The 21,255-nt window shown below is 66.6% G+C and carries 23 protein-coding genes; 12 read left to right on the plus strand and 11 right to left on the minus strand.

The window, feature by feature from the left end; all coding sequences use genetic code 11:
• The first annotated feature begins 14 nt into the window (after window positions 1-14).
• The 9 genes from HZI36_RS06505 to HZI36_RS06545 all read left to right on the plus strand — a co-directional run bounded on the left by HZI36_RS06505 (window position 15) and on the right by HZI36_RS06545 (window position 7,873).
• Complete coding sequence (locus tag HZI36_RS06505; RefSeq protein WP_179401800.1) at window positions 15-1,505, plus strand: NADH-quinone oxidoreductase subunit M; 1,491 nt, start codon at window positions 15-17, stop codon at window positions 1,503-1,505.
• 39 nt (window positions 1,506-1,544) lie between these two features.
• Window positions 1,545-3,008: an NADH-quinone oxidoreductase subunit NuoN gene (nuoN, locus tag HZI36_RS06510; RefSeq protein ID WP_179401842.1), complete on the plus strand. Its 1,464-nt coding sequence runs from the start codon at window positions 1,545-1,547 to the stop codon at window positions 3,006-3,008.
• Window positions 3,008-3,304, plus strand: a complete 297-nt coding sequence (locus HZI36_RS06515; protein ID WP_179401801.1) for a DUF2818 family protein — start codon at window positions 3,008-3,010, stop codon at window positions 3,302-3,304. Before nuoN ends, HZI36_RS06515 begins: the two co-directional genes overlap by 1 nt.
• Window positions 3,305-3,345: 41 nt before the next feature.
• Complete coding sequence (locus HZI36_RS06520) at window positions 3,346-3,936, plus strand: NUDIX domain-containing protein (protein WP_179401802.1); 591 nt, start codon at window positions 3,346-3,348, stop codon at window positions 3,934-3,936.
• 113 nt (window positions 3,937-4,049) lie between these two features.
• Window positions 4,050-4,472 carry a DUF1178 family protein gene (locus tag HZI36_RS06525; RefSeq protein WP_179401803.1) on the plus strand — a complete coding sequence of 141 codons (423 nt, stop codon included), beginning with the start codon at window positions 4,050-4,052 and terminating at the stop codon, window positions 4,470-4,472.
• Window positions 4,473-4,529: 57 nt separating this feature from the next.
• Window positions 4,530-5,726 (plus strand): acyl-CoA dehydrogenase family protein, encoded by a 1,197-nt coding sequence (locus HZI36_RS06530; RefSeq protein ID WP_179401804.1) that lies wholly within the window; start codon window positions 4,530-4,532, stop codon window positions 5,724-5,726.
• Between the two features lie 10 nt (window positions 5,727-5,736).
• Window positions 5,737-6,882 carry an acyl-CoA dehydrogenase family protein gene (locus tag HZI36_RS06535; RefSeq protein ID WP_179401805.1) on the plus strand — a complete coding sequence of 382 codons (1,146 nt, stop codon included), beginning with the start codon at window positions 5,737-5,739 and terminating at the stop codon, window positions 6,880-6,882.
• Between the two features lie 56 nt (window positions 6,883-6,938).
• Window positions 6,939-7,400 carry a MaoC/PaaZ C-terminal domain-containing protein gene (locus HZI36_RS06540; protein WP_179401806.1) on the plus strand — a complete coding sequence of 154 codons (462 nt, stop codon included), beginning with the start codon at window positions 6,939-6,941 and terminating at the stop codon, window positions 7,398-7,400.
• Entirely contained in the window at window positions 7,397-7,873 is a 477-nt protein-coding gene (locus HZI36_RS06545; RefSeq protein ID WP_179401807.1) for a MaoC family dehydratase, read from the plus strand. The genes HZI36_RS06540 and HZI36_RS06545 overlap by 4 nt, the downstream gene beginning before the upstream one ends.
• A 60-nt stretch (window positions 7,874-7,933) precedes the next feature.
• On the opposite strand, the gene HZI36_RS06550 is transcribed toward HZI36_RS06545, so the two are convergent.
• From HZI36_RS06550 to HZI36_RS06570, 5 genes are all read right to left on the minus strand, one after another.
• The gene (locus HZI36_RS06550) at window positions 7,934-8,629 is read right to left on the minus strand and encodes a glutathione binding-like protein (RefSeq protein WP_179401808.1); all 696 of its coding nucleotides are present in this window, start codon (window positions 8,627-8,629) and stop codon (window positions 7,934-7,936) included.
• 139 nt (window positions 8,630-8,768) lie between these two features.
• Window positions 8,769-9,986, minus strand: a complete 1,218-nt coding sequence (locus HZI36_RS06555) for an acyl-CoA dehydrogenase family protein (RefSeq protein WP_179401809.1) — start codon at window positions 9,984-9,986, stop codon at window positions 8,769-8,771.
• 59 nt (window positions 9,987-10,045) lie between these two features.
• Window positions 10,046-11,176, minus strand: coding sequence for a phosphotransferase (locus HZI36_RS06560; RefSeq protein ID WP_218883684.1), 1,131 nt, complete (start codon window positions 11,174-11,176; stop codon window positions 10,046-10,048).
• Window positions 11,177-11,207: 31 nt separating this feature from the next.
• Entirely contained in the window at window positions 11,208-11,924 is a 717-nt protein-coding gene (locus tag HZI36_RS06565) for a histidine phosphatase family protein (RefSeq protein ID WP_179401811.1), read from the minus strand.
• Window positions 11,925-11,926: 2 nt separating this feature from the next.
• Window positions 11,927-12,718, minus strand: coding sequence for an oxepin-CoA hydrolase, alternative type (locus tag HZI36_RS06570; protein WP_179401812.1), 792 nt, complete (start codon window positions 12,716-12,718; stop codon window positions 11,927-11,929).
• Between the two features lie 194 nt (window positions 12,719-12,912).
• On the opposite strand from HZI36_RS06570, the gene HZI36_RS06575 reads away from it, so the two are divergent.
• The gene (locus HZI36_RS06575; RefSeq protein ID WP_179401813.1) at window positions 12,913-13,566 is read left to right on the plus strand and encodes a glutathione S-transferase family protein; all 654 of its coding nucleotides are present in this window, start codon (window positions 12,913-12,915) and stop codon (window positions 13,564-13,566) included.
• 64 nt (window positions 13,567-13,630) lie between these two features.
• On the opposite strand, the gene HZI36_RS06580 is transcribed toward HZI36_RS06575, so the two are convergent.
• Together HZI36_RS06580 and HZI36_RS06585 are read right to left on the minus strand one after the other, a co-directional pair.
• The gene (locus tag HZI36_RS06580; RefSeq protein ID WP_179401814.1) at window positions 13,631-14,785 is read right to left on the minus strand and encodes a pyridoxal phosphate-dependent aminotransferase; all 1,155 of its coding nucleotides are present in this window, start codon (window positions 14,783-14,785) and stop codon (window positions 13,631-13,633) included.
• A 41-nt stretch (window positions 14,786-14,826) separates the two neighbouring features.
• A complete protein-coding gene (locus tag HZI36_RS06585) occupies window positions 14,827-15,348 on the minus strand; it encodes a putative toxin-antitoxin system toxin component, PIN family (protein WP_179401815.1) in 522 nt (173 codons plus the stop codon).
• A gap of 57 nt (window positions 15,349-15,405) precedes the next feature.
• Between HZI36_RS06585 and yaaA the strand changes: the two genes are divergently transcribed.
• A complete protein-coding gene (yaaA, locus tag HZI36_RS06590; protein WP_179401816.1) occupies window positions 15,406-16,188 on the plus strand; it encodes a peroxide stress protein YaaA in 783 nt (260 codons plus the stop codon).
• 50 nt (window positions 16,189-16,238) lie between these two features.
• On the plus strand, window positions 16,239-17,402 hold the full coding sequence (locus HZI36_RS06595; RefSeq protein ID WP_179401817.1) for a M14 family metallopeptidase: 1,164 nt from the start codon (window positions 16,239-16,241) through the stop codon (window positions 17,400-17,402).
• Between the two features lie 86 nt (window positions 17,403-17,488).
• On the opposite strand, the gene HZI36_RS06600 is transcribed toward HZI36_RS06595, so the two are convergent.
• The 4 genes from HZI36_RS06600 to HZI36_RS06615 form a co-directional block, all read right to left on the minus strand.
• Window positions 17,489-18,124 (minus strand): BspC domain-containing protein, encoded by a 636-nt coding sequence (locus tag HZI36_RS06600; RefSeq protein WP_179401818.1) that lies wholly within the window; start codon window positions 18,122-18,124, stop codon window positions 17,489-17,491.
• A gap of 53 nt (window positions 18,125-18,177) precedes the next feature.
• On the minus strand, window positions 18,178-18,852 hold the full coding sequence (locus tag HZI36_RS06605) for an energy-coupling factor ABC transporter permease (protein ID WP_179401819.1): 675 nt from the start codon (window positions 18,850-18,852) through the stop codon (window positions 18,178-18,180).
• A gap of 87 nt (window positions 18,853-18,939) precedes the next feature.
• Window positions 18,940-19,773 carry a helix-turn-helix transcriptional regulator gene (locus HZI36_RS06610; protein WP_179401820.1) on the minus strand — a complete coding sequence of 278 codons (834 nt, stop codon included), beginning with the start codon at window positions 19,771-19,773 and terminating at the stop codon, window positions 18,940-18,942.
• A gap of 200 nt (window positions 19,774-19,973) precedes the next feature.
• Window positions 19,974-21,191: a DUF2863 family protein gene (locus HZI36_RS06615; protein ID WP_179401821.1), complete on the minus strand. Its 1,218-nt coding sequence runs from the start codon at window positions 21,189-21,191 to the stop codon at window positions 19,974-19,976.
• Between the last annotated feature and the right edge of the window lie 64 nt (window positions 21,192-21,255).

Genomic DNA, 21,255 nt, shown 5'->3' on the forward strand with positions numbered 1-21,255 from the left:
GCGGGGAACGACTAATGCACTCTTTTCCGATTCTCAGTACCGCGATTTGGTTGCCGATCGTTTTCGGCTTGCTCGTGCTCGCCGTCGGCAACGACAAGAACCCGGGGCCGGCGCGCTGGATCGCGCTGATCGGCTCGCTGCTCGGCCTGGCGGTCACGATTCCGCTGGTCACCGGCTTCGATTCGAGCACCGCCGCGCTGCAGTTCGTCGAGCAGGCGAACTGGATCGACCGCTTCAACATCACGTATCACCTCGGCGTCGACGGCATCTCGATGTGGTTCGTCGTGCTGACCGCGCTCATCAACGTGATCGTCGTGATCGCCGGCTGGGAGGTGATCACCGAGCACGTGTCGCAGTACATGGCTGCGTTCCTGATCCTGTCCGGGATCATGATCGGCGTGTTCTCCGCCGCTGACGGCCTGCTGTTCTACGTGTTCTTCGAAGCGACGCTGATCCCGATGTACATCATCATCGGCGTGTGGGGCGGCCCGAACCGCGTGTACGCGGCGTTCAAGTTCTTCCTGTACACGCTGGCCGGCTCGCTGCTGATGCTGGTCGCGCTGATCTACCTGTACATCCAGACGCACACGTTCGATCTGGCGACGTGGCAGAACGCGAAGATCGCGATGACGCCGCAGATCCTGCTGTTCATCGCGTTCTTCCTCGCGTTCGCGGTGAAGGTGCCGATGTGGCCGGTGCACACGTGGTTGCCGGACGCGCACGTGGAAGCGCCGACGGGCGGCTCCGTGGTGCTGGCGGCGATCATGCTGAAGCTCGGCGCGTACGGTTTCCTGCGCTTCTCGCTGCCGGTCACGCCGGATGCGAGCCACTATCTGGCGCCGGTCGTGATCTCGCTGTCGCTGATCGCGGTGATCTACATCGGCCTCGTCGCGATGGTGCAGGCCGACATGAAGAAGCTGGTCGCGTATTCGTCGATCGCGCACATGGGGTTCGTCACGCTCGGCTTCTTCATCTTCAACCAGCTCGGCGTCGAAGGCGCGATCGTGCAGATGATCTCGCACGGCTTCGTGTCGGGCGCGATGTTCCTTTGCATCGGCGTGCTGTACGACCGCGTGCACTCGCGCCAGATCGCCGACTACGGCGGCGTCGTCAACGTGATGCCGAAGTTCGCGGCGCTGGTGATGCTGTTCTCGATGGCGAACTGCGGCCTGCCGGGCACGTCCGGTTTCGTCGGCGAGTTCATGGTGATCCTCGCGGCGGTCCAGTACAACTTCTGGATCGCGTTCGGCGCGGCGTTCACGCTGATCCTCGGCGCGGCCTACACGCTGTGGATGTACAAGCGCGTGTACTTCGGCGCGGTCGCGAACGACCACGTCGCGAAGCTCACGGACATCGGCCGCCGCGAGTTCTTCATGCTCGCCGTGCTCGCTGCGTTCACGCTGCTGATGGGCCTGTATCCGAAGCCTTTCACCGACGTGATGCACGTGTCCGTCGAAAACCTCCTCTCCCATGTCGCGCAGTCGAAACTGCCGCTGGCCCAGTAATCGCGAGCGGAGGAAATCAAGATCATGCAAAACGCTCCTATGAATGTCCTGTTGCCTGATGCGCTGGTGATGGCCGCCATCGTCGTCGCGTGGCTGAACGACACCTTCACCGGCACCAGCGGCCGCCGCCTCACTTATCTGATCGCGGTGCTGTCGTCGGCCGCGGCCGGCGTGTGGTATTCGGTGCAGGTGCTCGATCCGCATCAGTACTACTTCTTCTCGCGGATGATCGTCGTCGATCCGTTCGCGACCGCGATGAAGGCGGTCGTGTCGTTCGGCTTCGCGGTCACGCTCGTGTACTCGCGCAAGTACCTCGAGGATCGCGACCTGTTCCGCGGCGACGTGTTCCTGCTCGGCATGTTCTCGCTGCTCGGCCAGCTGATCATGGTGTCGGGCAACAACTTCCTGACGCTGTATCTCGGCCTCGAGCTGATGTCGCTGTCGCTGTACGGCGTGATCGCGCTGCGCCGCGGCTCCGCGCAGTCGAGCGAAGCGGCGATGAAGTACTACGTGCTGGGCGCGCTCGCGTCGGGCTTCGTGCTGTACGGGATCTCGATGCTGTATGGCGCGACGTCCGGCTCGCTCGATCTGGCCGAGGTGTACAAGGCGGTCAACAGCGGCGCGACCGACGATGCCGTGCTGATGTTCGGCGTGATCTTCATCGTCGCGGGCATCGCGTTCAAGCTCGGCGCCGTGCCGTTCCACATGTGGGTGCCGGACGTGTACCAGGGCGCGCCGACCGCGATGACGCTGTTCGTCGGCGGCGGCCCGAAGGTCGCGGCGTTCGCGTGGGGGCTGCGCTTCCTGGTGATGGGCCTGCTGCCGCTCGCGCAGAACTGGCAGACGGCGCTCGTGATCCTCGCCGCGCTGTCGCTGATCGTCGGCAACATCACGGGTATCGTTCAACGCAACATCAAGCGGATGCTCGCGTACTCGGCGATCTCGAACATGGGCTTCGTGCTGCTCGGCCTGCTCGCGGGCATCGTGAAGGGTGACCCGAGCGCGCCGGCGAGCGCGTACAGCTCGGCGATGTTCTACACGATCGTCTACCTGATCACGACGCTCGGCGCATTCGGCGTGGTGATGCTGCTCGCGCGCCGCGATTTCGAAGCGGAAACGATCGACGACCTGAAGGGGCTCAACAAGCGCAGCCCGGTGTTCGCGTTCGTGATGATGGTGATGATGTTCTCGCTCGCGGGCATTCCGCCGACCGTCGGCTTCTACGCGAAGCTCGCGGTGCTCGAGGCGATCGTCAACGCGGGGCTGGTGTGGCTCGCGGTGCTGGCCGTGATCACGTCGCTGTTCGGTGCGTTCTTCTATCTGCGCATCGTGAAGCTGATCTACTTCGACACCCCGCAGGATGCGACGCCGATCGGCGGCGATGTCTGCAAGCGTACGATCCTCGTGCTGAACGGTGTCGCGGTCGTCGTGCTCGGCATCGTGCCGGGCCCGCTCCTGACGGTCTGCCTGCAGGCGATTCGTCACACGCTGCCGACGCTGTAATGTCGGCGGCAGGCTGGTTCATCGTGCTGTTGGCGCTCGCGTGCGCCAACCTGCCGTTCTTCAACCAGCGCCTGTTCGCCGTCGTGCCGCTGCGCGCGACGAAGAAGAGCGCGTGGTTGAGGATCGGCGAGATGATCGTGCTGTATTTCATCGTCGGCGTCCTCGGCTTCTGGCTCGAGTCGCGCGCCGGCAACCGGTTCGAACAGGGCTGGCAGTTCTACGCGATCACGTTCAGTCTGTTCGTCGTGTTCGCGTTTCCCGGCTTCACGTTCCAATACCTGATCAAACGACGCTGACGGCGGCTGCCGCCGTCGCGCTCAACCTCCCGGAGCCGACGATGGCCGAATTGCCCAATCACGATGCCGCGCTGACCGAAACCTGTGTCGAAAGCGAGTCGATTCACGACGGTGCGTTCCTCAAGCTGAAGCGCGACACCGTGCGCCTGCCCGACGGCAAGCACGCGACGCGCGAATACGTGCAGCATCCTGGCGCGGTGATGGTGATCCCGCTGTTCGACGACGGCCGCGTGCTGATGGAACGCCAGTATCGTTATCCGATTGGCAAGGTGATGACCGAATTCCCCGCGGGCAAGCTCGATCCGAACGAGGGCTCGCTCGCGTGCGCGGCACGCGAGCTGCGCGAGGAGACCGGCTACACCGCGCGCGAGTACGTGTTCCTCGCGCGCATTCATCCGATCATTTCGTATTCGACCGAATTCATCGACTTGTATCTCGCGCGCGGCCTGACGGCCGGCGAGAGTAAACTCGACGACGGCGAGTTTCTCGAGACCTTCACCGCGCCCGTGTCCGACGTCGTCGAATGGGTGCGCACCGGCAGGATCACCGACGTGAAGACGATCATCGGTACGATGTGGCTCGAGAAGGCGCTCTCCGGCGCGTGGCCGCTCGGGCCCGCGATCACGCCCTGAGGCGGCTGCTTCAAAGGCCGCTTCAAAGGCAGCTTCAGCGGCCAGCTCTTTTTTTAGCACGACCGTTCTCAAAATTTCTTTTTGCGCTACACTGGCACACGCCCTGATTCAGCATGAAGGTTCTCGATTTGCAGTGCCCGCACGGTCATCGGTTCGAAGGCTGGTTCGCTTCCGCCGATGAATTCGAAGCGCAGTTGTCCCGCAAGCTGGTCGAATGTCCGGCGTGCGGGGCGACCGAGATCACCCGCATGCCATCCGCGCCGCGCCTGAACTTGTCAGGTGCGACGCACGCGCGCCCGGCTGATCCGCAAGCGCTGCAGGCACAGGTGATGCACGCGCTGCGCGAGGTGCTGCAGAAGACCGAGAACGTGGGCGAGCGCTTCGCCGAGGAAGCGCGGCGCATCCATTACAACGAGGCGCCCGCGCGCAGCATTCGTGGCGTCACGACGCCGGAGGATGCGCAAGCCTTGGTCGAAGAAGGCATCGACGTGATGCCGCTGCCGATTCCGGCCGCGCTGAAGGAAACGCTGCAATAAGCATTGCGCAGCGTCTTCTTCGCCCGGCCGAGCGGCCGCGGCGAGGAGACACTTCGCATGGATTTGGATTATTCCCCCGCTGACGACGCGTTCCGCGCCGACATTCGCGCATTCATCGAGGCAAACCTGCCTCAGCACGTGCGCGCCAAGGTTCTCAATCACAAGCGACTGAACCGCGACGACCTCGCGAGCTGGCATCGCATTCTCGGCAAGCGCGGCTGGTCCGCGCCCGCGTGGCCGGCCGAATACGGCGGCCCGGCCTGGAACGCGACGCAGCGGCACATCTGGGAAGAGGAGTGCTCGCGGCTCGGCGCACCGAGCGTGCTGCCGTTCGGCGTCGCGATGGTCGCGCCGGTGCTGATGAAGTACGGCAGCGAAGCGCAGAAGCGCCACTATCTGCCGCGCATCCTCGACGGCACCGACTGGTGGTGCCAGGGCTATTCGGAGCCGGGCTCCGGTTCGGATCTCGCATCGCTGCGCACGCGCGCCGAGCGGCAGGGCGACCACTACGTCGTCAACGGCCAGAAGACGTGGACGACGCTCGGCCAGCACGCGGACATGATGTTCTGCCTCGTGCGCACCGATCCCGGCGCGAAGAAGCAGGAGGGCATCTCGTTCCTGCTGATCGACATGAAGACGCCCGGCATCACCGTGCGTCCGATCATCATGCTCGACGAAGACCACGAAGTGAACGAGGTGTTCTTCGAGGACGTGAAGGTGCCGGTCGAGAACCTCGTCGGCGACGAGAACCGCGGCTGGACCTATGCGAAGTATCTGCTCGGCCATGAGCGCACCGGCATCGCGCGCGTCGGCCACTCGAAGCGCGAGCTCGCGTTCCTGAAACGCGTCGCGCAGCAGCAGAAGAAGAACGGCAAGCCGCTGATCGCCGATCCTGTGTTCTCCGCGAAGATCGCCGCGCTCGAGATCGAGCTGATGGCGCTCGAAGTGACGGTGCAGCGCGTCGTGAGCCGCGAGTCGAGCGGCAAGGGGCCGGGGCCGGAAGCGTCGATGCTGAAGATCAAGGGCACCGAGGTGCAGCAGATGCTGACCGAGCTGATGGTCGAGGCGGTCGGCCCGATGGCCGCGCCGTTCGACGTGCCGTTCCTCGAAGGCGAGCGCGAGCACAGCCTCGCCGGCGACGACGATGCCGCGCCGCTCGCCGCGTACTACTTCAATTACCGGAAGACGTCGATCTACGGCGGCTCGAACGAAATTCAAAAGAACATCATCGCGCAGATGATTCTCGGACTGTGAGGGGCGGCACATGGACTTCAACTTCACCGATGAACAACAGCAGTTCGCCGACGCGCTGCGCCGTTATCTGAGCGAGCAGTACGGATTCGACGCGCGCCACGCGATCGTGCACGGCGAGACCGGCGTGTCGGACACGCAATGGCAGGCGTTCGCGGAACTCGGCCTGACCGCGCTGCCGGTGCCCGAAGCGCAGGGTGGCTTCGGCGGCGGCCCGGTCGACATGCTGGTGGCGATGCAGGAGCTCGGGCGCGCGCTCGTCGTCGAGCCGTACTGGGCGACGGCGACCGGCATCGAGGCGCTGCGGATCGCGGGCTCGGGCGCGGGCGACGACGCCGCGCTGCTCGAAGCGGTCGCGGCGGGCAGCAAGCGTCTCGCGGTTGCGTTCCACGAACCGCATGCGCGCTACGATCTGTTCTCGATCGACACGCATGCGAAAGAGCAGGGCGACGGATATCGCCTGACCGGCGTGAAGTCGGTCGTCCAGCATGGCGCGCAGGCGGATGCGTGGATCGTGCCCGCGCGGCTCGAGAGCGGCGCGGTCGGCCTGTTCGTGGTCGAGCGTGGCGTGCCGGGCACGGAAGTCGTCGATTACCGGACGATCGACTGCCAGCGCGCGGCGACGATCCGCCTGAACGACGCGCCCGCGCGGCTGTTGAAGGGCGCGGAGAACGGTGAGGACGGCGGCGAGGCCGCGCTCGAGCAGATCGCCGACTACGCGACGCTGCTGCTGTGCGCGGAAGCGGTCGGCGCGCTCGACGAGCTGAACCGCGCGACCGTCGAATACACGAAGACGCGCCAGCAGTTCGGCGTGCCGATCGCGCGCTTCCAGGCGCTGCAGCACCGGATGGTCGAGATGCTGATCCACGCGGAGCAGGCGCGCTCCATCACGTATCTGGCTGCGGTACGCTATGCGGGCGGCGACGCCGATGCGCGGCGCAAGGCGGTGTCGGCGGCGAAGGCGCGCATCGGCCAGGCCGCGCGGTTCGTCGGCCAGCAGGCGGTGCAGCTGCACGGCGGGATGGGCGTGACGAACGAAGTCGCGGCCGCGCATCTGTTCAAGCGGCTCGCGATCATCGACACGACGCTCGGCGATACCGACCATCATCTCGCGCGCTTCGCGTCGTTGCCGGACTTCGCGCAGGCTGAAGCGGCCTGACGCGGCCCGGCCGAACGCGGAGTCCGCGATCGCTGCTCAACCCGAGGAGGAACGCAGTGGGAATCAGTTACGAAGATCTGGAAGTCGGCAGCATGACCGAGGTCGGCCGGCATACGTTCGAGGCGGACGACATCATCGAGTTCGCCGAGCGCTACGACCCGCAGCCGTTCCACCTCGACGAGGCGGCCGGCAAGGCGTCGCCGTTCGGCGGGCTCGTCGCGAGCGGCTGGCATACGTGCGCGGTGTTCATGGGCATGCTCGTGCGCAATCGGCTCAAGGGCTCGACGAGCATGGGCTCGCCCGGCATCGACGAGATCCGCTGGCTGAAGCCGGTGCGCGTCGGCGACACGATCACGATGTATCAAAAGGTGCTCGGCAAGCGCGTGTCCGCGAGCAAGCCGGACCGCGGGATCGTCGAGACCGAGTGGGTCGGCGTGAATCAGGCCGGCGAGACCGTGATCACCGTGCGCTCGAAGGGGATGTTCGGGCTGCGCCATCCGGAAGGAGGGCAGGCATGACCGACGTCACGTTGCCGGTGATCGCGTCCTTGCAGGCGCTGCAGGCCTGTTTGGGCGGCGAGCCGTTCACGAGCGGCTGGCTCGAGGTCGGCCAGCGGCAGGTCGACCAGTTCGCCGACGCGACCGGCGATCATCAGTGGATCCACATCGATCCGGAGCGCGCGCGGCGCGAGTCGCCGTTCGGCGGGCCGGTCGCGCACGGGTTCCTGACGTTGTCGCTGATTCCCGCGCTGATGGCCGAAGCGGTGCGCTTCGAGCAGAAGATGGGCGTCAACTACGGGCTGAACCGTGTGCGCTTCGTGAAACCGGTGCCGGTCGGCGCGCGCGTGCGCGCGCTGTTCTCGGTGAAGGAAGTCGCCGATGCGGCGCGCGGCGGCGCGCAGGTCACGTGGGCCGTGTCGGTGCAGATCGAGCAGGCGGGCGAGCCGCTCGTCGTCTGCATCGCGGAGTTCGTCACGCTGCATTATTTCTGAACGTGCGGTTCGGCAGAGGCGGCGCCCGCCGCTTCTCCGTTCGTTTTCGTTGAAGCGGGGTCAGTGCTTCGCGTACTGCGTCGCGCCGAACAGCACTTCACGCGCCTTTGCGTCGTCCTGCAGCGCCTTGCGCTGCGCGGCGAGCACGTCGACGCCGCGCTGCACAGCGGGCCGCGCGGCGATCGCCTCGTGCCAGCGTTTCACGTTCGGCAACTCGTCGAGCGCGATGCCCTGGTTCTGCCACGAGCGGGTCCACGGGAACGTCGCGATATCCGCGATCGTGTACGCGTCGCCGGCCAGATATTCGGTCTCGCCGAGCTTCGTTTCCATCACGTTGTACAGGCGCCGCGCCTCGTTCGTGTAGCGGTCGATCGCGTAGCCGATCTTCTCCGGCGCGTACAGCCGGAAATGATGCGCCTGGCCGAGCATCGGCCCGATGCCGCCCATCTGGAACATCAGCCACTGCAGCGTCGCGTAGCGCGCGAGCGGGTCGGCCGGCAGGAACCGGCCGGTCTTTTCCGCGAGATAGATCAGGATCGCGCCCGATTCGAACAACGAGATCGGCTGGCCGCCGGGGCCGTCCGGATCGACGATCGCGGGGATCTTGTTGTTCGGGCTGATCTGCAGGAAGTCGGGCTTGAACTGGTCGCCGGCGCCGATGTCGATCGGATGCACGCGGTAGTCGAGGCCCGTCTCCTCGAGCATGATGTGCACCTTGTGGCCGTTCGGGGTCGCCCAGCTGTAGACGTCGATCATCGTGGCTCCTTCTTTGCGTGCGCGAAAGCGGCGCCGCATGGGCGCCGCGAACAGGCGGAAATTAGAGCATAGATCGATGCGGGCTGCAGGCGACCGGCGTGGGCGACCGGCGTGGGCGACCCCTGCCGCCCGCGCGTCATCACCCCGCGTAGCGCCCGAGCTCCATCTTCGCGATTGCGTTACGGTGTACTTCGTCGGGGCCGTCCGCGAACCGCAGCGTGCGCGCGTTCGCGTACGCATACGCGAGCGGGAAGTCGTCGCTGACGCCGCCGCCGCCATGCACCTGCATCGCCCAGTCGATCACCTGGCACGCCATGTTCGGCGCGACGACCTTGATCATCGCGATCTCCGCGCGCGCGATCTTGTTGCCGACGGTGTCCATCATGTATGCGGCCTTCAGCGTGAGCAGGCGCGCCTGCTCGATCATGCAGCGCGCCTCGGCGATGCGCTCCTGCGTGACCGTCTGCGCCGCGACGGTCTTGCCGAACGCGACGCGCGCGATCGCGCGGCGGCACATCAGCTCGAGCGCGCGCTCCGCGAGGCCGATGAGCCGCATGCAGTGATGGATGCGGCCCGGCCCGAGGCGCCCCTGCGCGATCTCGAAGCCGCGGCCTTCGCCGAGCAGGATGTTCGACACGGGCACGCGCACGTTCTCGAGCGTGATCTCCATGTGGCCGTGCGGCGCGTCGTCGTAGCCGAACACGTTGAGCGGCCGGTGCACGGTGATGCCCGGCGCGTCGGACGGCACGAGGATCATCGATTGCTGCGCGTGGCGCGGCGCGTCGGGATCGGTCTTGCCCATCACGATGTACACCTTGCAGCGCGGGTCGCCGGCGCCCGACGACCACCACTTGTGGCCGTTGATCACGTACGAATCGCCGTCGCGCTCGATGCGGGTCTGGATGTTCGTCGCGTCCGACGACGCGACTTCCGGCTCCGTCATCAGGAATGCCGAGCGGATCTTGCCGTCGAGCAGCGGCTCGAGCCACGTGCGCCGGTGCTCGTCCGTGCCGTAGCGCTCGATCGTTTCCATGTTGCCGGTGTCCGGTGCGCTGCAGTTGAACACCTCGGGCGCCCACGGCACGCGGCCCATGATTTCGCAGAGCGGCGCGTATTCGAGGTTGGTCAGCCCGGCGCCGCGCGACGATTCGGGCAGGAACAGATTCCACAGATCCGCCGCGCGCGCCTTTTCCTTCAGCGGCTCGAGCAGCGAGACCGGCTTCCATGCGTTGCCGGCGTTGCGGTTGCGGGCCACTTCGTCGTGGAACGCCTGCTCGTTCGGATAGATGTGCTCGTCGAAGAACGCGTTGAGCTGCGTGCGCAGCATCTGGACTTTCGGGGTGTAGTCGAAGTGCATCGTCGGCCTCGGGGTGGGAAGACGTCGGGAAAGAGTCGGGAAAGAGGGGGCGGCGCGCGTCAGCGCACCTTCTGTGCGTATTTCCAGGCCTGCTCCGCCATCGGCCGCGCGCGCCGGCCGGCATCGAGCGCCTGCGCGCTCGACGCGGTGCCGTCGACGACGCGCTTCATGATCCCTTGCAGGATCGCCGCGATGCGGAACATGTTGTAGGCCAGATAGACATTCCAGTCGCCGGGAATCGACAGGCCCGTGCGCTCGCAGTAGCGCGCGACGTAGCTGGCTTCGTCGGGAATCCCGAGCGCCTGCCAGTCGAGCCCCGCGATGCCGCGGAACTGCTGCGGATCGACGTGCCACGTCATGCAGTGGTACGCGAAGTCCGCGAGCGGATCGCCGAGTGTCGACAGCTCCCAGTCGAGCACCGCGAGCACGCGCGGCTCGGTCGGATGGAAGATCAGGTTGTCGAGCCGGTAGTCGCCGTGCACGATCGACACGGGGCGGCCTTCGTCGGCCGGCATGTGCTGCGGCAGCCATTCGATGAGCCGGTGCATCGCGTCGATCGGCTCCGTCTCGGACGCGAGATACTGCTTGCTCCAGCGGCCGATCTGGCGGGCGAAGTAATTGCCGGGCTTGCCGTAGTCGGATAGCCCGACCGATGCCGGATCGACCGTGTGCAGCGCGGCGATCACGCGGTTCATCTCGTCGTAGTGCGCGGCGCGCGCGTCGGGCGACATGCCGGGCAGCGCCGGGTCCCACAGCACGCGCCCTTCGACGAACGCCATCACGTAGAACGCGCGGCCGATCACGCTTTCGTCGTCGCACAGCGCGTGCATCCGCGCAACGGGCACGTCGGTGTCGGCGAGCGCGGCCATCACGCGATACTCGCGCTCGATCGCATGCGCGGACGGCAGCAGCTTCGCGGCCGGGCCGGGCTTCGCGCGCATCACGTAGCTGCGCGTCGGCGTGACGAGCTTGAAGGTCGGGTTCGACTGGCCGCCCTTGAACTGCTCGACGGTCAGCGGGCCGGCGAAGCCGTCGACGTGCTCGGCGAGCCAGCGCGCGAGCGCGTCGGCGTCGAAGCGCTGGCGCTCGCCGACGGGCGCGGTGCCCTCGAACGCGGTGTAATCGGTGGCCGTCGAGGCGGGATCGTTCTGTTGAGCCACTGTGTCTCCAGTCTCATGCTTCGCGGCCATCCCGAGCCGGCGTACCGGCCCGGGATGGCGCTCAGGCTTGCGAGAAGGTCAGGAACTGCTGATACAGCAATTCCATCGTCGTATTGCGGACGTCGCGATGCAGCGCTTCGGGCGGTGCATGGTTGATCATCCGGATCACCCAGTCGTTCGGTGCGTCGCCTACATCGAGCGCGTTGATGCAGCCGGTCGCCTGCGACAGATGGCCGATGAACACGCGTTGGCCCGGCAGCATCGCGTGCGACAGCAGCGCGCGGTTCACGCCGCCGTGCAGTACGACGAGCGCAGTGTCCCACGAACGATCGGCGCGCAGCGCGGCGAGCGGCGGCAGCACCCGGTCGATCAGCTCGCCGATCGTCTCGCCGCCGAGAAAGCGCGTCGTCTCGGGCACGACGCCTTCGAACACGCGCAGGAACGCGTCGCGCTGCTGGTCGGGCGGCATCTCGGACAGATGGCCGCCGCGAATCTCGCGCCACGCGGGCTCGAGCTCGATGTCGATGCGCTGGCCGGTCTCGGCGAGCACGCGCTGCGCGGTCTCGACGGTGCGCGGCAGGCCGCTCGCGATCACGCGGTCGAAGCGGATCGCCTGCTCGGCGAACACGCGCCCGGCGGCGCTCGCCTGCGCGCGGCCGCGCTCGTTGAGCGGCACGTTGTCGGGGTCGATCACGCGGCCGCTCGCGTCGAAATAAGTGACGTCGCCGTGGCGCATCAGATAGATGCGGCGGCGCTTCGGCAGTTCGTAGGCAGGCATGATCATCGCTTGTAGTTGGCCGGGCGCTTTTCGAGGAACGCGGAGATGCCTTCGAGCGCGTCCGGATGGTGGAGCGACGCGACGAAATGGTCGCGTTCGGCGACGAGGTGCGCGGCGAGCGGCTGAGCCGGCGCATCGTCGAGCAACTGTTTGATCCGCGTGAGCGAGTTCGGCGAGATACCGGCGAGCGAATCGGCCCATGCGAGCGCGTCGGCGAGCGCATGGCCCGGCTTCGCGAGCCGGTTCACGACGCCGACCTCGTGCAGCCGCGCGGCGCCGACCGGTTTCGCCTCGAACATGATTTCAGCCGCGAGCGCGCGCGGCACCGAGCGCGCGAGGAACCACGAGCCGCCGCCGTCGGGCGTGAGGCCGACGCGCGCGTACGACATCGCGAATTTCGCGTCGTCGGCCGCGACGATCAGGTCGCACGCGAGCGCGAGCGAGAAGCCCGCGCCGGCGGCCGCGCCCTCGACGGCCGCGATGACCGGCTTCGTCAGCGTGTGCAGCGCATTCACCCATTCGCCGAGCGTGTCGATGCTCTCGGCCTGGACCGACGGATCTTTCGAACGGTTTTCGAGCAGGCGGTTCAGGTTGCCGCCCGCGCAGAAGAAGCGGTCGGCGCCCGTCAGCACGATCGCGCGAATCGACGGATCGCGCTCGGCAGTCGTGAGCGCCTCGATCCCGGCCGCGTACATGTCGGGATGCAGCGCGTTGCGCGCGCCGGGATTGGACAGGGTCAGGACGAGCGTCGTTTCGCTCTCGGTCGGGCGTGACGCCAGCAGTTCGGCACTCATGCGAGTGTGTCTCCAGTCGGTTGGGGCGGTGCGTGGCGCTGCGCTTCGCAGCCACGTTCGCGAATGCAATGATGTATGTCATGACGGACGCAAAAGTGCTTTAGACTAGCACGAACGTGCTTTTCAGCGCGACGAATCATCCCCCGCGCGGCCGGCGCCGCCTCATGCGAATGCTCATCGATCAGGAGACTCCGATGCTCAAGCTTTGCGGTTTTCCGTTGTCCAATTATTACAACAAGGTCAAATTCGTGATGCTGGAGCACGGCATTGCGTTCGAGGAGATACCGGTCGCGCTGCCGATCCGCGACGCCGAGACGCTCGCGGCAACGCCGTTCGGCAAGGTGCCGTTCCTGCGCACCGACGAGGGCGTGCTGGCCGAGTCGCAGGTGATGGTCGAGTATCTCGCGGATCGTCATCCGGACAAGCCGATCTATCCGGCCGATCCGTTCGAGAAGGCGAAGGTGCGCGAGCTGATCACGACGCTCGAACTGTACCTCGAATGGTCGGCGCGCGATCTGTATCCGGAGGCGTTTTTCGGCGCGAAGATCAGCGACGGCACGAAGGGGCACGTCGAGAAGAAGCTCACGCACGCGCTCGGTGGGTTCAAGCGGATGACGTCGTTCTCGCCGTACGTGCTCGGCGATACGTTCGGCCTCGCGGACATCGCCGCGTCGATCCATCTGCCGCTCGTCGCGCTCGCGACGAAGACGATCTACGGGCGCGACTTCGTGCTCGAAGCCGGCATCGACTGGAAGGCGCACGCGCAGAAGGTCGGCGAGCGGCCGGCCGCGCAGCGCGTCGCGGAGGATCGCAAGGCGTATCTCGCGGCGAACGCGAAGCGTCCTTGAACGCGGCGCCCCGCATCGCGCGGGGCGTGAATCGCGCGGGCGGCCTGAGCCGCCCGCTTGCCGTTTACAGCTTTGCAAGCCGTTCGAGCGCGGTCGCGAGCGTGCTTTCCTGCTTCGCGAAGCAGAAGCGCACGACGCCCGATTCGTGCGGCGCGTGATAGAACGCGGACACCGGAATCGCGGCGACGCCGATCTCGGCGGTGAGCCACGTCGAGAATTCCGCCTCCGACAGATCGCTGATCGCCGAGTAGTCGACGCACTGAAAGTACGTGCCCGGGCACGGCAGCAGCTTGAAGCGCGTGCGCTCGAGGCCCGCGCGGAAGAAGTCGCGCTTCTCCTGGTAGAAGCCGGCGAGCGTCAGATACGGCGCCGGATCGCGCATGTAATCGGCGAGGCCGAACTGCATCGGCGTGTTCACGGTGAACACGTTGAACTGATGGACCTTGCGGAACTCCGCGGTCAGCGCGGCCGGCGCGGCGACGTAGCCGACCTTCCAGCCGGTCACGTGATAGGTCTTGCCGAAGCTCGACACGATGAAGCTGCGCGCGGCGAGTTCCGGATAGCGCGCGACGCTCTCGTGGCGCGCGCCGTCGTAGACCATGTGCTCGTAGACCTCGTCGGACACGATCAGCAGATTCGTGCCGCGCACGATGTCCTCGAGCTTGCGCATGTCCGTGTCGAGCCAGACCGTGCCGGTCGGGTTGTGCGGGGTGTTGATCACGATCATCCGCGTTTTCGGCGTGATCGCGGCCGCGAGGCGGTCGAACGGGATCGCGAAGTCGGGCGCCTCCAGCGTGACGAACACCGGCTTGCCGCCCGCGAGCTCGATCGACGGCAGATAGCTGTCGTAGGTCGGCTCGACGACGATCACCTCGTCGCCCGGATGCACCGCGCAGAGGATCGCGGTGAGCAGCGCCTGCGTTGCGCCGGCCGTCACGGTGATCTCGGTCGCCGGATCGTAGCGGCGGCCGTAGACCCGTTCGATCTTGTCCGCGATCGCTTCGCGCAGCGGCGCGACACCGGGCATCGGCGGATACTGGTTGTGGCCACCGCGCATCGCGGCGGCGACCGCGTCGACGATCTTCGGATCGCAGTCGAAATCCGGGAAGCCCTGACCGAGGTTGACGGCGCCTTTCTCGGCGGCGAGCGCGCTCATCACGGTGAAGATCGTCGTGCCGACGGTCGGCAGGCGCGAGGGGAAAGCGGGAGTCGTGGACATGGCGTAAGCAGTATTGATCGGTGACGTCGAAAATGGCCGCGTCAGGCGGGCGTGGATGCAGGCGTGGAGGCGGGCGTGGTCGTGTCGGCCGCATCGGCGCTGGCGCATGCGGCCGCGGCGAACGGCGCGGGTTCCGCGATCCGGAAGCCGAAATCGCGCGCAGTGCGGCGCGCGAGCTTCAGCAGCGCGCGGTCCTTCGACACCAGCCACTCGGCCTGCGCCGCATGCGCGAGCTCGAGAAACTTCTGGTCGTCGCGGTCCTTGCACTTCGGCAGCGCGGGCGCGACGTCGCCGCCCGGGCGGGGATCGACCGGCCGCGCGAGGCGCGCGACGGTCGCGAGCGCGGCCGCCTTGTCGACCGCGCGCGCGCGGAATTGCGGATAGTCGAGCACGCGCTCGAGCTCGTACAGGCAGCGCGCGTCGATCAGCGCGACGAGCGTGCCGCGCTCGAGCGCCGCGCGGATCGGGCGCGTGGCGGGATCGTCGAATACGAGGATGTCGATCCAGACGTTCGAGTCGAGCACGACGCGGCATGCGGCGGGCGGGGCGAGAGAGTCGGGCATTCGTTACAATCGGTGGTTTTCGTCTGATCGCGCGGCACCGGGTGCCGGCGAGCCTCTATGATAATCGTTCTGTCTCCCGCGAAATCCCTCGACTACGACACGCCCGCCCATGTTCCGACCTACACCGAGCCGGCATTCGCCGGCGACGCGGCGGAGCTGATCGACGGGCTGCGCAAGCTTTCGCCGCAGGACATCGCGTCGCTGATGAGCATTTCGGATCAGCTCGCGCATCTGAATTTCCAGCGCTACGCGGACTGGTCGCCGGTGTTCTCGGCCGCGAACGCGAAGCAGGCGGTGCTCGCGTTCAACGGCGACGTCTACGAGGGGTTCGACGCGAAATCGCTGTCGGCCGCCGATCTCGACTACGCGCAGCAGCACGTGCGCGTGCTGTCGGGCCTGTACGGGCTGCTGCGCCCGCTCGACCTGCTGCAGCCGTACCGTCTCGAAATGGGCACGCGCTTCTCGAACGCGCGCGGCAAGGATCTGTACGCGTTCTGGGGCGACCGGATCACGCGCGCGCTGAACGAGTTGCTCGAAAGCCGCCGTGGCGCGTCGCGCGTGCTGATCAACTGCGCGTCGTCCGAATATTTCAAGTCGGTCCGGCCGAAGCTGCTCGCCGCGCCGGTGATCACGCCGGTGTTCGAGGACTGGAAGGGCGGCCGCTACAAGATCATCAGCTTCCACGCGAAGCGCGCGCGCGGGCTGATGGCGCGCTACGTCGTCGAGAACCGCATCACGAAGCCGCATGCGCTGAAGGCGTTCGCGGCCGAAGGCTATGCGTTCGACGAAGCCGCGTCGAACGATGCAACCTACGTCTATCGCCGGCGAATCGGCGAGTAATCGTCGGGGCGGTTCACGAGACCGCTCGGACAGCTTTGCATGGAGAGACCATGACCCTTTCGATCACCAGCAATTTCGACGCCGGCGCGATCGACGTCGTGTCGTGCGAGCGCGCGGACGCGATCCGTCTGCGCGTGCGCGGCGACAGCCGCTCGGAGTTCGCGCAGTGGTTTTATTATCGGCTGACGGGCGCGCGCGGCGAACGCTGCGTGATGGCGTTCGAGAACGCGGCCGACTGCGCGTATCCGTCGGGCTGGCGCAATTACAGCGCGGCCGCGAGCTACGACCGCGTGAACTGGTTCCGCGTGCCGACGTCGTTCGACGGCAAGACGATGACGATCGAGCACGTGCCCGAGTTCGACAGCGTCTACTACGCGTACTTCGAGCCGTATTCGGAGGAGCGCCACGCGGCGTTTCTCGGCGCGGTGCAGCAACTGCCGCACGCGAGCGTGACCGAGCTCGGCCGCACGGTCGAAGGCCGGCCGATGTCGCTGCTGACGCTCGGCGTGCCGGATGCGGACGGCGCGGACGGCGCGCCGAAGAAGAAGGTGTGGATCATCGCGCGCCAGCATCCGGGCGAGACGATGGCCGAGTGGTTCGTCGAAGGGCTCGTGAAGCGGCTCGCGGGCTGGGGCGACTGGGCGGGCGATCCGGTCGCGCGCAAGCTCTACGACCACGCGACGTTCCATATCGTGCCGAACATGAATCCGGACGGCAGCGTGCGCGGCAACCTGCGCACCAACGCGGCGGGCGCGAACCTGAACCGCGAATGGATGGAGCCGGACGCCGAGCGCAGCCCCGAGGTGCTGGCCGTGCGCGAAGCGATCCACGCGACCGGCTGCGATCTGTTCTTCGACATCCACGGCGACGAGGATCTGCCTTACGTGTTCGTCGCGGGCTCGGAGATGCTGCCGGGTTTCACCGAGCAGCAACGCAAGGAGCAGGCTGCGTTCATCGACGCGTTCAAGCACGCGAGCCCCGACTTCCAGGACGAGCACGGCTATGCGGCGAGCAAGTATCAACAGGATGCGCTGAAGCTCGCGTCGAAATATATCGGGCATCGCTTCGGCTGCCTGTCGCTGACGCTCGAAATGCCGTTCAAGGACAACGCGAATCTGCCGGACGAGCGCGTCGGCTGGAACGGCGAGCGCAGCGCGGCGCTCGGCGCGGCGATGCTGGGCGCGATCCTGCAGCACGTGCGGACGTTCGCGTAACGCCGGCGGGTTTCAGCCGGTTCGTGGCCGCAAAAAAGAAGCCGGGGCATCTGCACGATGCCCCGGCTTCTTTGCATTCGCTCGGGTCAGGACTTGCGGGCCTTCTTCTTCACGACCTTCTTGCCCGTCGAGCGCTTCGCCACCGCTTTCTTGCCGGTGTGACCGGACTTCGCCTTGTACTTGCCGCGTTTGCCCTTCAGCTTCTTCGTCGGCGACGACGAGCGTTCGGCGCGCGGCTTCAGCGGCGGCACCGGGTCGTTCCAGCTGAATGCGAGCATCTGCTGGCCGATGTATCCGCAGCGGAACTTGAGCTGCGCCGGATCGCCGCCGTCGTTGCGAATGCCGAGCCCGTTGACGGTGACGACGTTGTCGACCTTCACGCGCTGCTTGCCCTCGTCGAACGAGTCGTTCCACGGCGTGACCGACGCGTTGCCGCTGTCGAACGAGCCCGGCGGAAAATCGACGTGATCGAATGCCGACGACGTGCTCGCGATGAAGCTGCCGTGCGCGGCGCAGTCGGCGACGAGCGGATCGGCGTGCATTTCGTTGACGAACTTGTTGACGAGTTCGTTGCGCTGGTCGAGGAGATCGGCGAAAACCGGTGTGGAGATCGTAAGCGACAGGCCCGCGATACAGGCTGCCAACTTGCCGAACGCTCCGAGGATTCGAAGCGACGCGGGAGAACTGTCCATCTTGTTGTCAGTGAGGAGCGAATGAGGCATCGGGCCCGTAAGATGCCCGAAGAAGAGCAGGAGTTCAATCCTGGCGTAAAAAATTACATGCGCGGCCCGCCGAGGCGGTAGCGCCGCACGTCGTAGGTCGTGACCCAGGCGGGCCGATAGACGGCGATGAGCGCCGTCGCCATGCCGGTAAACCATGCTTCGCCGAGCGCGAGCATCGCGGTGTTCAGCATGTAGCCGGATGGGATCACGACCGGCGTGCCGTCGTTGAGCGCCAGCTGCACGCCGGCTCCGGCGGCGGCGACCGCGGCGACCGCGACCGCTGGCGAAACGACCCCCTGGCCGGTGATGAACGCGAGCAGGTTGTGCGGCAGCCATGCGTTGGCCGCGCGCTGCAGCAGCGACGACACGACGACCGGCAGCACGCCGTAGACCAGATAGGTGAGGCCGATACCTTGCCACGGCGCGTCGAAGACGATCGCGGCAACGGCCGTGACCGCGGCCATCCCGACGAGCGCGAGCGTCCAGTCGAACAGCGTGACGAGCAGGGTCGCGCCGAGCAGATGCATGACGAAGCCGTCTTCGAACCAGGCGTTCGATGCCCACAGCACCGTGATGGCCGTAAGGAGCGCGAGCCAGACGTGCTGGAGCGTCGCATCCTGGAGACGAGCGAACGGGCGATTCCAGATCGCCAGTGCGAGCACGGCCGCGGCGGCGATCCAGCCACCGATGCCAACCCAGAGCGGAAGCGGTGTGTAGAGAAAACCCATGTGTTCATATTACTCGTTGAACATCGAACGTGGGAATCGGTACACGCGCCGGCGTTGCGGTGTTGCGGCGCTGGGCGAGCGCTCCGGCTACCGGTCGGGATGGAACGGCGCGGGCGGCTCGGCTGCCTGCGGCACCGATTGCATCGCCTCGTTGACGGCGCGCGCATATCGGCGATAGCTGCTCGCGTTGCGCAGCGGAATCGGGCCGCGTTCGCCGAGCGCGGGCTTGCGCGTCGCGTCGCGGCTCGACAGCAGCACCTCGAGATGCGGCGGCAGCCAGCCGTTGTAGATCGCGACCGCGGCGGCGCGGTTGGTCGCCCCGAGCTGCTGGAAAATGCTGGCCAGATGAATTTTGACGGTGCCTTCGCTGATGCCGAGCGTGCGCGCGATCATCTTGTTGGTGCTGCCCATGTGGACGAAGCGCATGATCTGCGTCTGTCTCGGCGACAGGAGTCCGGATGCCGGGCGGCGCGGGATTTTGCTGATCAGTGACTGGAGATGCGCGTCGCTGTGCTGCGCGCCGGACGCGGGTGCGAGATCGAGCGCGCTCGGCGGGATGTAGTGGCCGCCGAGCAACACCATTTCGAGCGCGCGCACGATCAGGTGCGGCTGCGTCGAGCGCGGGATCACGCCGGCGACGCCGCAATCGAACAGCCGGTGGACGATGTCGGGCGTGACGTCGTCGATCAGCACGGCGACGGGCGCGGGCGCCGACGCGCTGCAGAGTACCTGCAGATCGGCGAGCCGCCGGACGTCCTGCCAGTCGATCGCGACGAGATCGAAGCGTTGACGACGCAGGAGCCGCCTCGCCTGCAGGTTGTCGGGGGCGTCGTTGTAGCCGGCGTGACGGGCGATCTGCCGTAAGAGCGTTTTCAGTCCGTCACGTCGTTCCGCGTCTGCGTTGAGTACCAAGAACCGCATAGTCTGCCTCCATCCGGTAAATGTCGATGAGCGTCTGGCGTCATGCACGAGGCTCGATCATGACAAAAAACTTACAGAATGTCGGCCTGGCTGAAAGGTTTAGGAAATGTCGCAAACACCGGGACAAAGAAAAGGCCGCTGCCGGCGATGCCGGAGCGGCCTTTTCGTAGAGCGGAGAGCGGGGGGCTGGGGATGCGCCGTCAGTGGAAATGCGGCTGAGCGGGCGACGCGTCCTCGGGCATTTCCGCATGGACGATCTCGCCGAGCGGATCCGCATAGAGCGGTACGCCGCAATCGTCGCAGTACTCGGGCTCGAAGCGGCCCGGATGCCGGCGGATATCCGTGACGCCGCATTCCTTCAGCAGGCTCACGATTTCCTCGAGCGGGCCGTCGGTCGGCGCTTCGCCTTCGAGCGTCGGATCGTCCGCCGACGCCTCGCCGTTCTCGCGGCCATAGAGCGGCCACACGACGCCGTAGATGACGTCGTTGCTGCCGCGGCGCGTGAAGCCGACGCGATATTCGTCGATGCGACGCTCGCCGAAGCCTGCGACCACGGCGCGCAGTTCCTGCGGCGCCGCGCCGATCGTGTCGAACAGATAGCGGATCGCGGTGCGCACGGTATGCGGGCGGATCCGTTCGTCCGCGTCGCGGCATGCCGAATAGTAGGCGTCGGGCAGCAGGCATTCGAACTCGCAGCCGGGCAGCGCGACGGACAGATTGGGGCCGCCCTGGGCGGTCCACTGCTCGAGGCACTGGCCGCGCTCGATTCGCGCGCCGTGCTCCTCTTCCTGCCAGCGGAACAGCGGGGCGCCCGACGGCGCGGCGACGACGGCGAGCAGGAAGCGCGGGTCGGCGAGGATCGGCGACGTTTCGGGCAGGTCGCCGAAATTGATCCGGGCCGGGTGCTGGCCAAACGCGGTGTTCGCGAGCTGCTGCGCGAGACGATACGTTTCGACGTGATGACGCGGGAGCTGATCGATGCTGTACAGGAACGGCGCGAGGCCGACGAGCGTGCCGTTCGCGAGGACGTGTGCCTGGAGCTGCGTGCGCAGCGCGTCGACGACGTCGCCCTTCAGCGCGCCGGACGGAATCATGTAGCGCGTCCACGCGAGGACGGGCACGGCGATCAGCAGTGCGTCGTGCGGCTGGCCGTCGTGCTCGACGACGACGGATTCGCTATGCGTTTCGGCCATGTCGGCGAGCGCGCCGTAGGCGTCGGGATGATTCTGCTGAAGATGGTCGAGCGCCGAGTCGAGCGTGGTCTGATTGCCGTTGCGGATGATCTTGGCGAGCAGCGCGTCGAGCTTGGCTTCCCAGAAGCGATCTTCGATACGGCTGCCGGAGGCGAAGAGCGCGAGCGACAGGCCGACCAGCTTGTCGGCATCGGGGGGGAGACGTTTGGCGATTCGCTGGCGCATGTTAAAGGCGTATGAAAAGAGGCGGAGAACCTACCATTTTAGTCGGTTCTGCGTTTCTTAAGCG

This window comes from Burkholderia guangdongensis, from assembly GCF_013403875.1.
GTDB classification, from domain to species: Bacteria; Pseudomonadota; Gammaproteobacteria; order Burkholderiales; family Burkholderiaceae; genus Burkholderia; species Burkholderia guangdongensis.

Bases quoted from the DNA above. Each gene is read 5' to 3' on its own strand.
- HZI36_RS06550 (WP_179401808.1), bottom strand. From the start codon at position 8,629: ATGATCGACGTCTACAGCTGGGCGACCCCGAACGGCCACAAGGTGCAC.
- HZI36_RS06505 (WP_179401800.1), top strand. From the start codon at position 15: ATGCACTCTTTTCCGATTCTCAGTACCGCGATTTGGTTGCCGATCGTT.
- HZI36_RS06575 (WP_179401813.1), top strand. From the start codon at position 12,913: ATGCTCAAGCTTTGCGGTTTTCCGTTGTCCAATTATTACAACAAGGTC.
- HZI36_RS06520 (WP_179401802.1), top strand. From the start codon at position 3,346: ATGGCCGAATTGCCCAATCACGATGCCGCGCTGACCGAAACCTGTGTC.
- HZI36_RS06545 (WP_179401807.1), top strand. From the start codon at position 7,397: ATGACCGACGTCACGTTGCCGGTGATCGCGTCCTTGCAGGCGCTGCAG.
- HZI36_RS06525 (WP_179401803.1), top strand. From the start codon at position 4,050: ATGAAGGTTCTCGATTTGCAGTGCCCGCACGGTCATCGGTTCGAAGGC.
- HZI36_RS06565 (WP_179401811.1), bottom strand. From the start codon at position 11,924: ATGCCTGCCTACGAACTGCCGAAGCGCCGCCGCATCTATCTGATGCGC.
- HZI36_RS06615 (WP_179401821.1), bottom strand. From the start codon at position 21,191: ATGCGCCAGCGAATCGCCAAACGTCTCCCCCCCGATGCCGACAAGCTG.
- HZI36_RS06610 (WP_179401820.1), bottom strand. From the start codon at position 19,773: ATGCGGTTCTTGGTACTCAACGCAGACGCGGAACGACGTGACGGACTG.
- HZI36_RS06595 (WP_179401817.1), top strand. From the start codon at position 16,239: ATGACCCTTTCGATCACCAGCAATTTCGACGCCGGCGCGATCGACGTC.
- HZI36_RS06600 (WP_179401818.1), bottom strand. From the start codon at position 18,124: ATGCCTCATTCGCTCCTCACTGACAACAAGATGGACAGTTCTCCCGCG.
- HZI36_RS06560 (WP_218883684.1), bottom strand. From the start codon at position 11,176: ATGGCCGCGAAGCATGAGACTGGAGACACAGTGGCTCAACAGAACGAT.
- HZI36_RS06555 (WP_179401809.1), bottom strand. From the start codon at position 9,986: ATGCACTTCGACTACACCCCGAAAGTCCAGATGCTGCGCACGCAGCTC.
- HZI36_RS06535 (WP_179401805.1), top strand. From the start codon at position 5,737: ATGGACTTCAACTTCACCGATGAACAACAGCAGTTCGCCGACGCGCTG.
- yaaA (WP_179401816.1), top strand. From the start codon at position 15,406: ATGATAATCGTTCTGTCTCCCGCGAAATCCCTCGACTACGACACGCCC.
- HZI36_RS06515 (WP_179401801.1), top strand. From the start codon at position 3,008: ATGTCGGCGGCAGGCTGGTTCATCGTGCTGTTGGCGCTCGCGTGCGCC.
- HZI36_RS06530 (WP_179401804.1), top strand. From the start codon at position 4,530: ATGGATTTGGATTATTCCCCCGCTGACGACGCGTTCCGCGCCGACATT.
- HZI36_RS06585 (WP_179401815.1), bottom strand. From the start codon at position 15,348: ATGCCCGACTCTCTCGCCCCGCCCGCCGCATGCCGCGTCGTGCTCGAC.
- nuoN (WP_179401842.1), top strand. From the start codon at position 1,545: ATGAATGTCCTGTTGCCTGATGCGCTGGTGATGGCCGCCATCGTCGTC.
- HZI36_RS06580 (WP_179401814.1), bottom strand. From the start codon at position 14,785: ATGTCCACGACTCCCGCTTTCCCCTCGCGCCTGCCGACCGTCGGCACG.
- HZI36_RS06605 (WP_179401819.1), bottom strand. From the start codon at position 18,852: ATGGGTTTTCTCTACACACCGCTTCCGCTCTGGGTTGGCATCGGTGGC.
- HZI36_RS06570 (WP_179401812.1), bottom strand. From the start codon at position 12,718: ATGAGTGCCGAACTGCTGGCGTCACGCCCGACCGAGAGCGAAACGACG.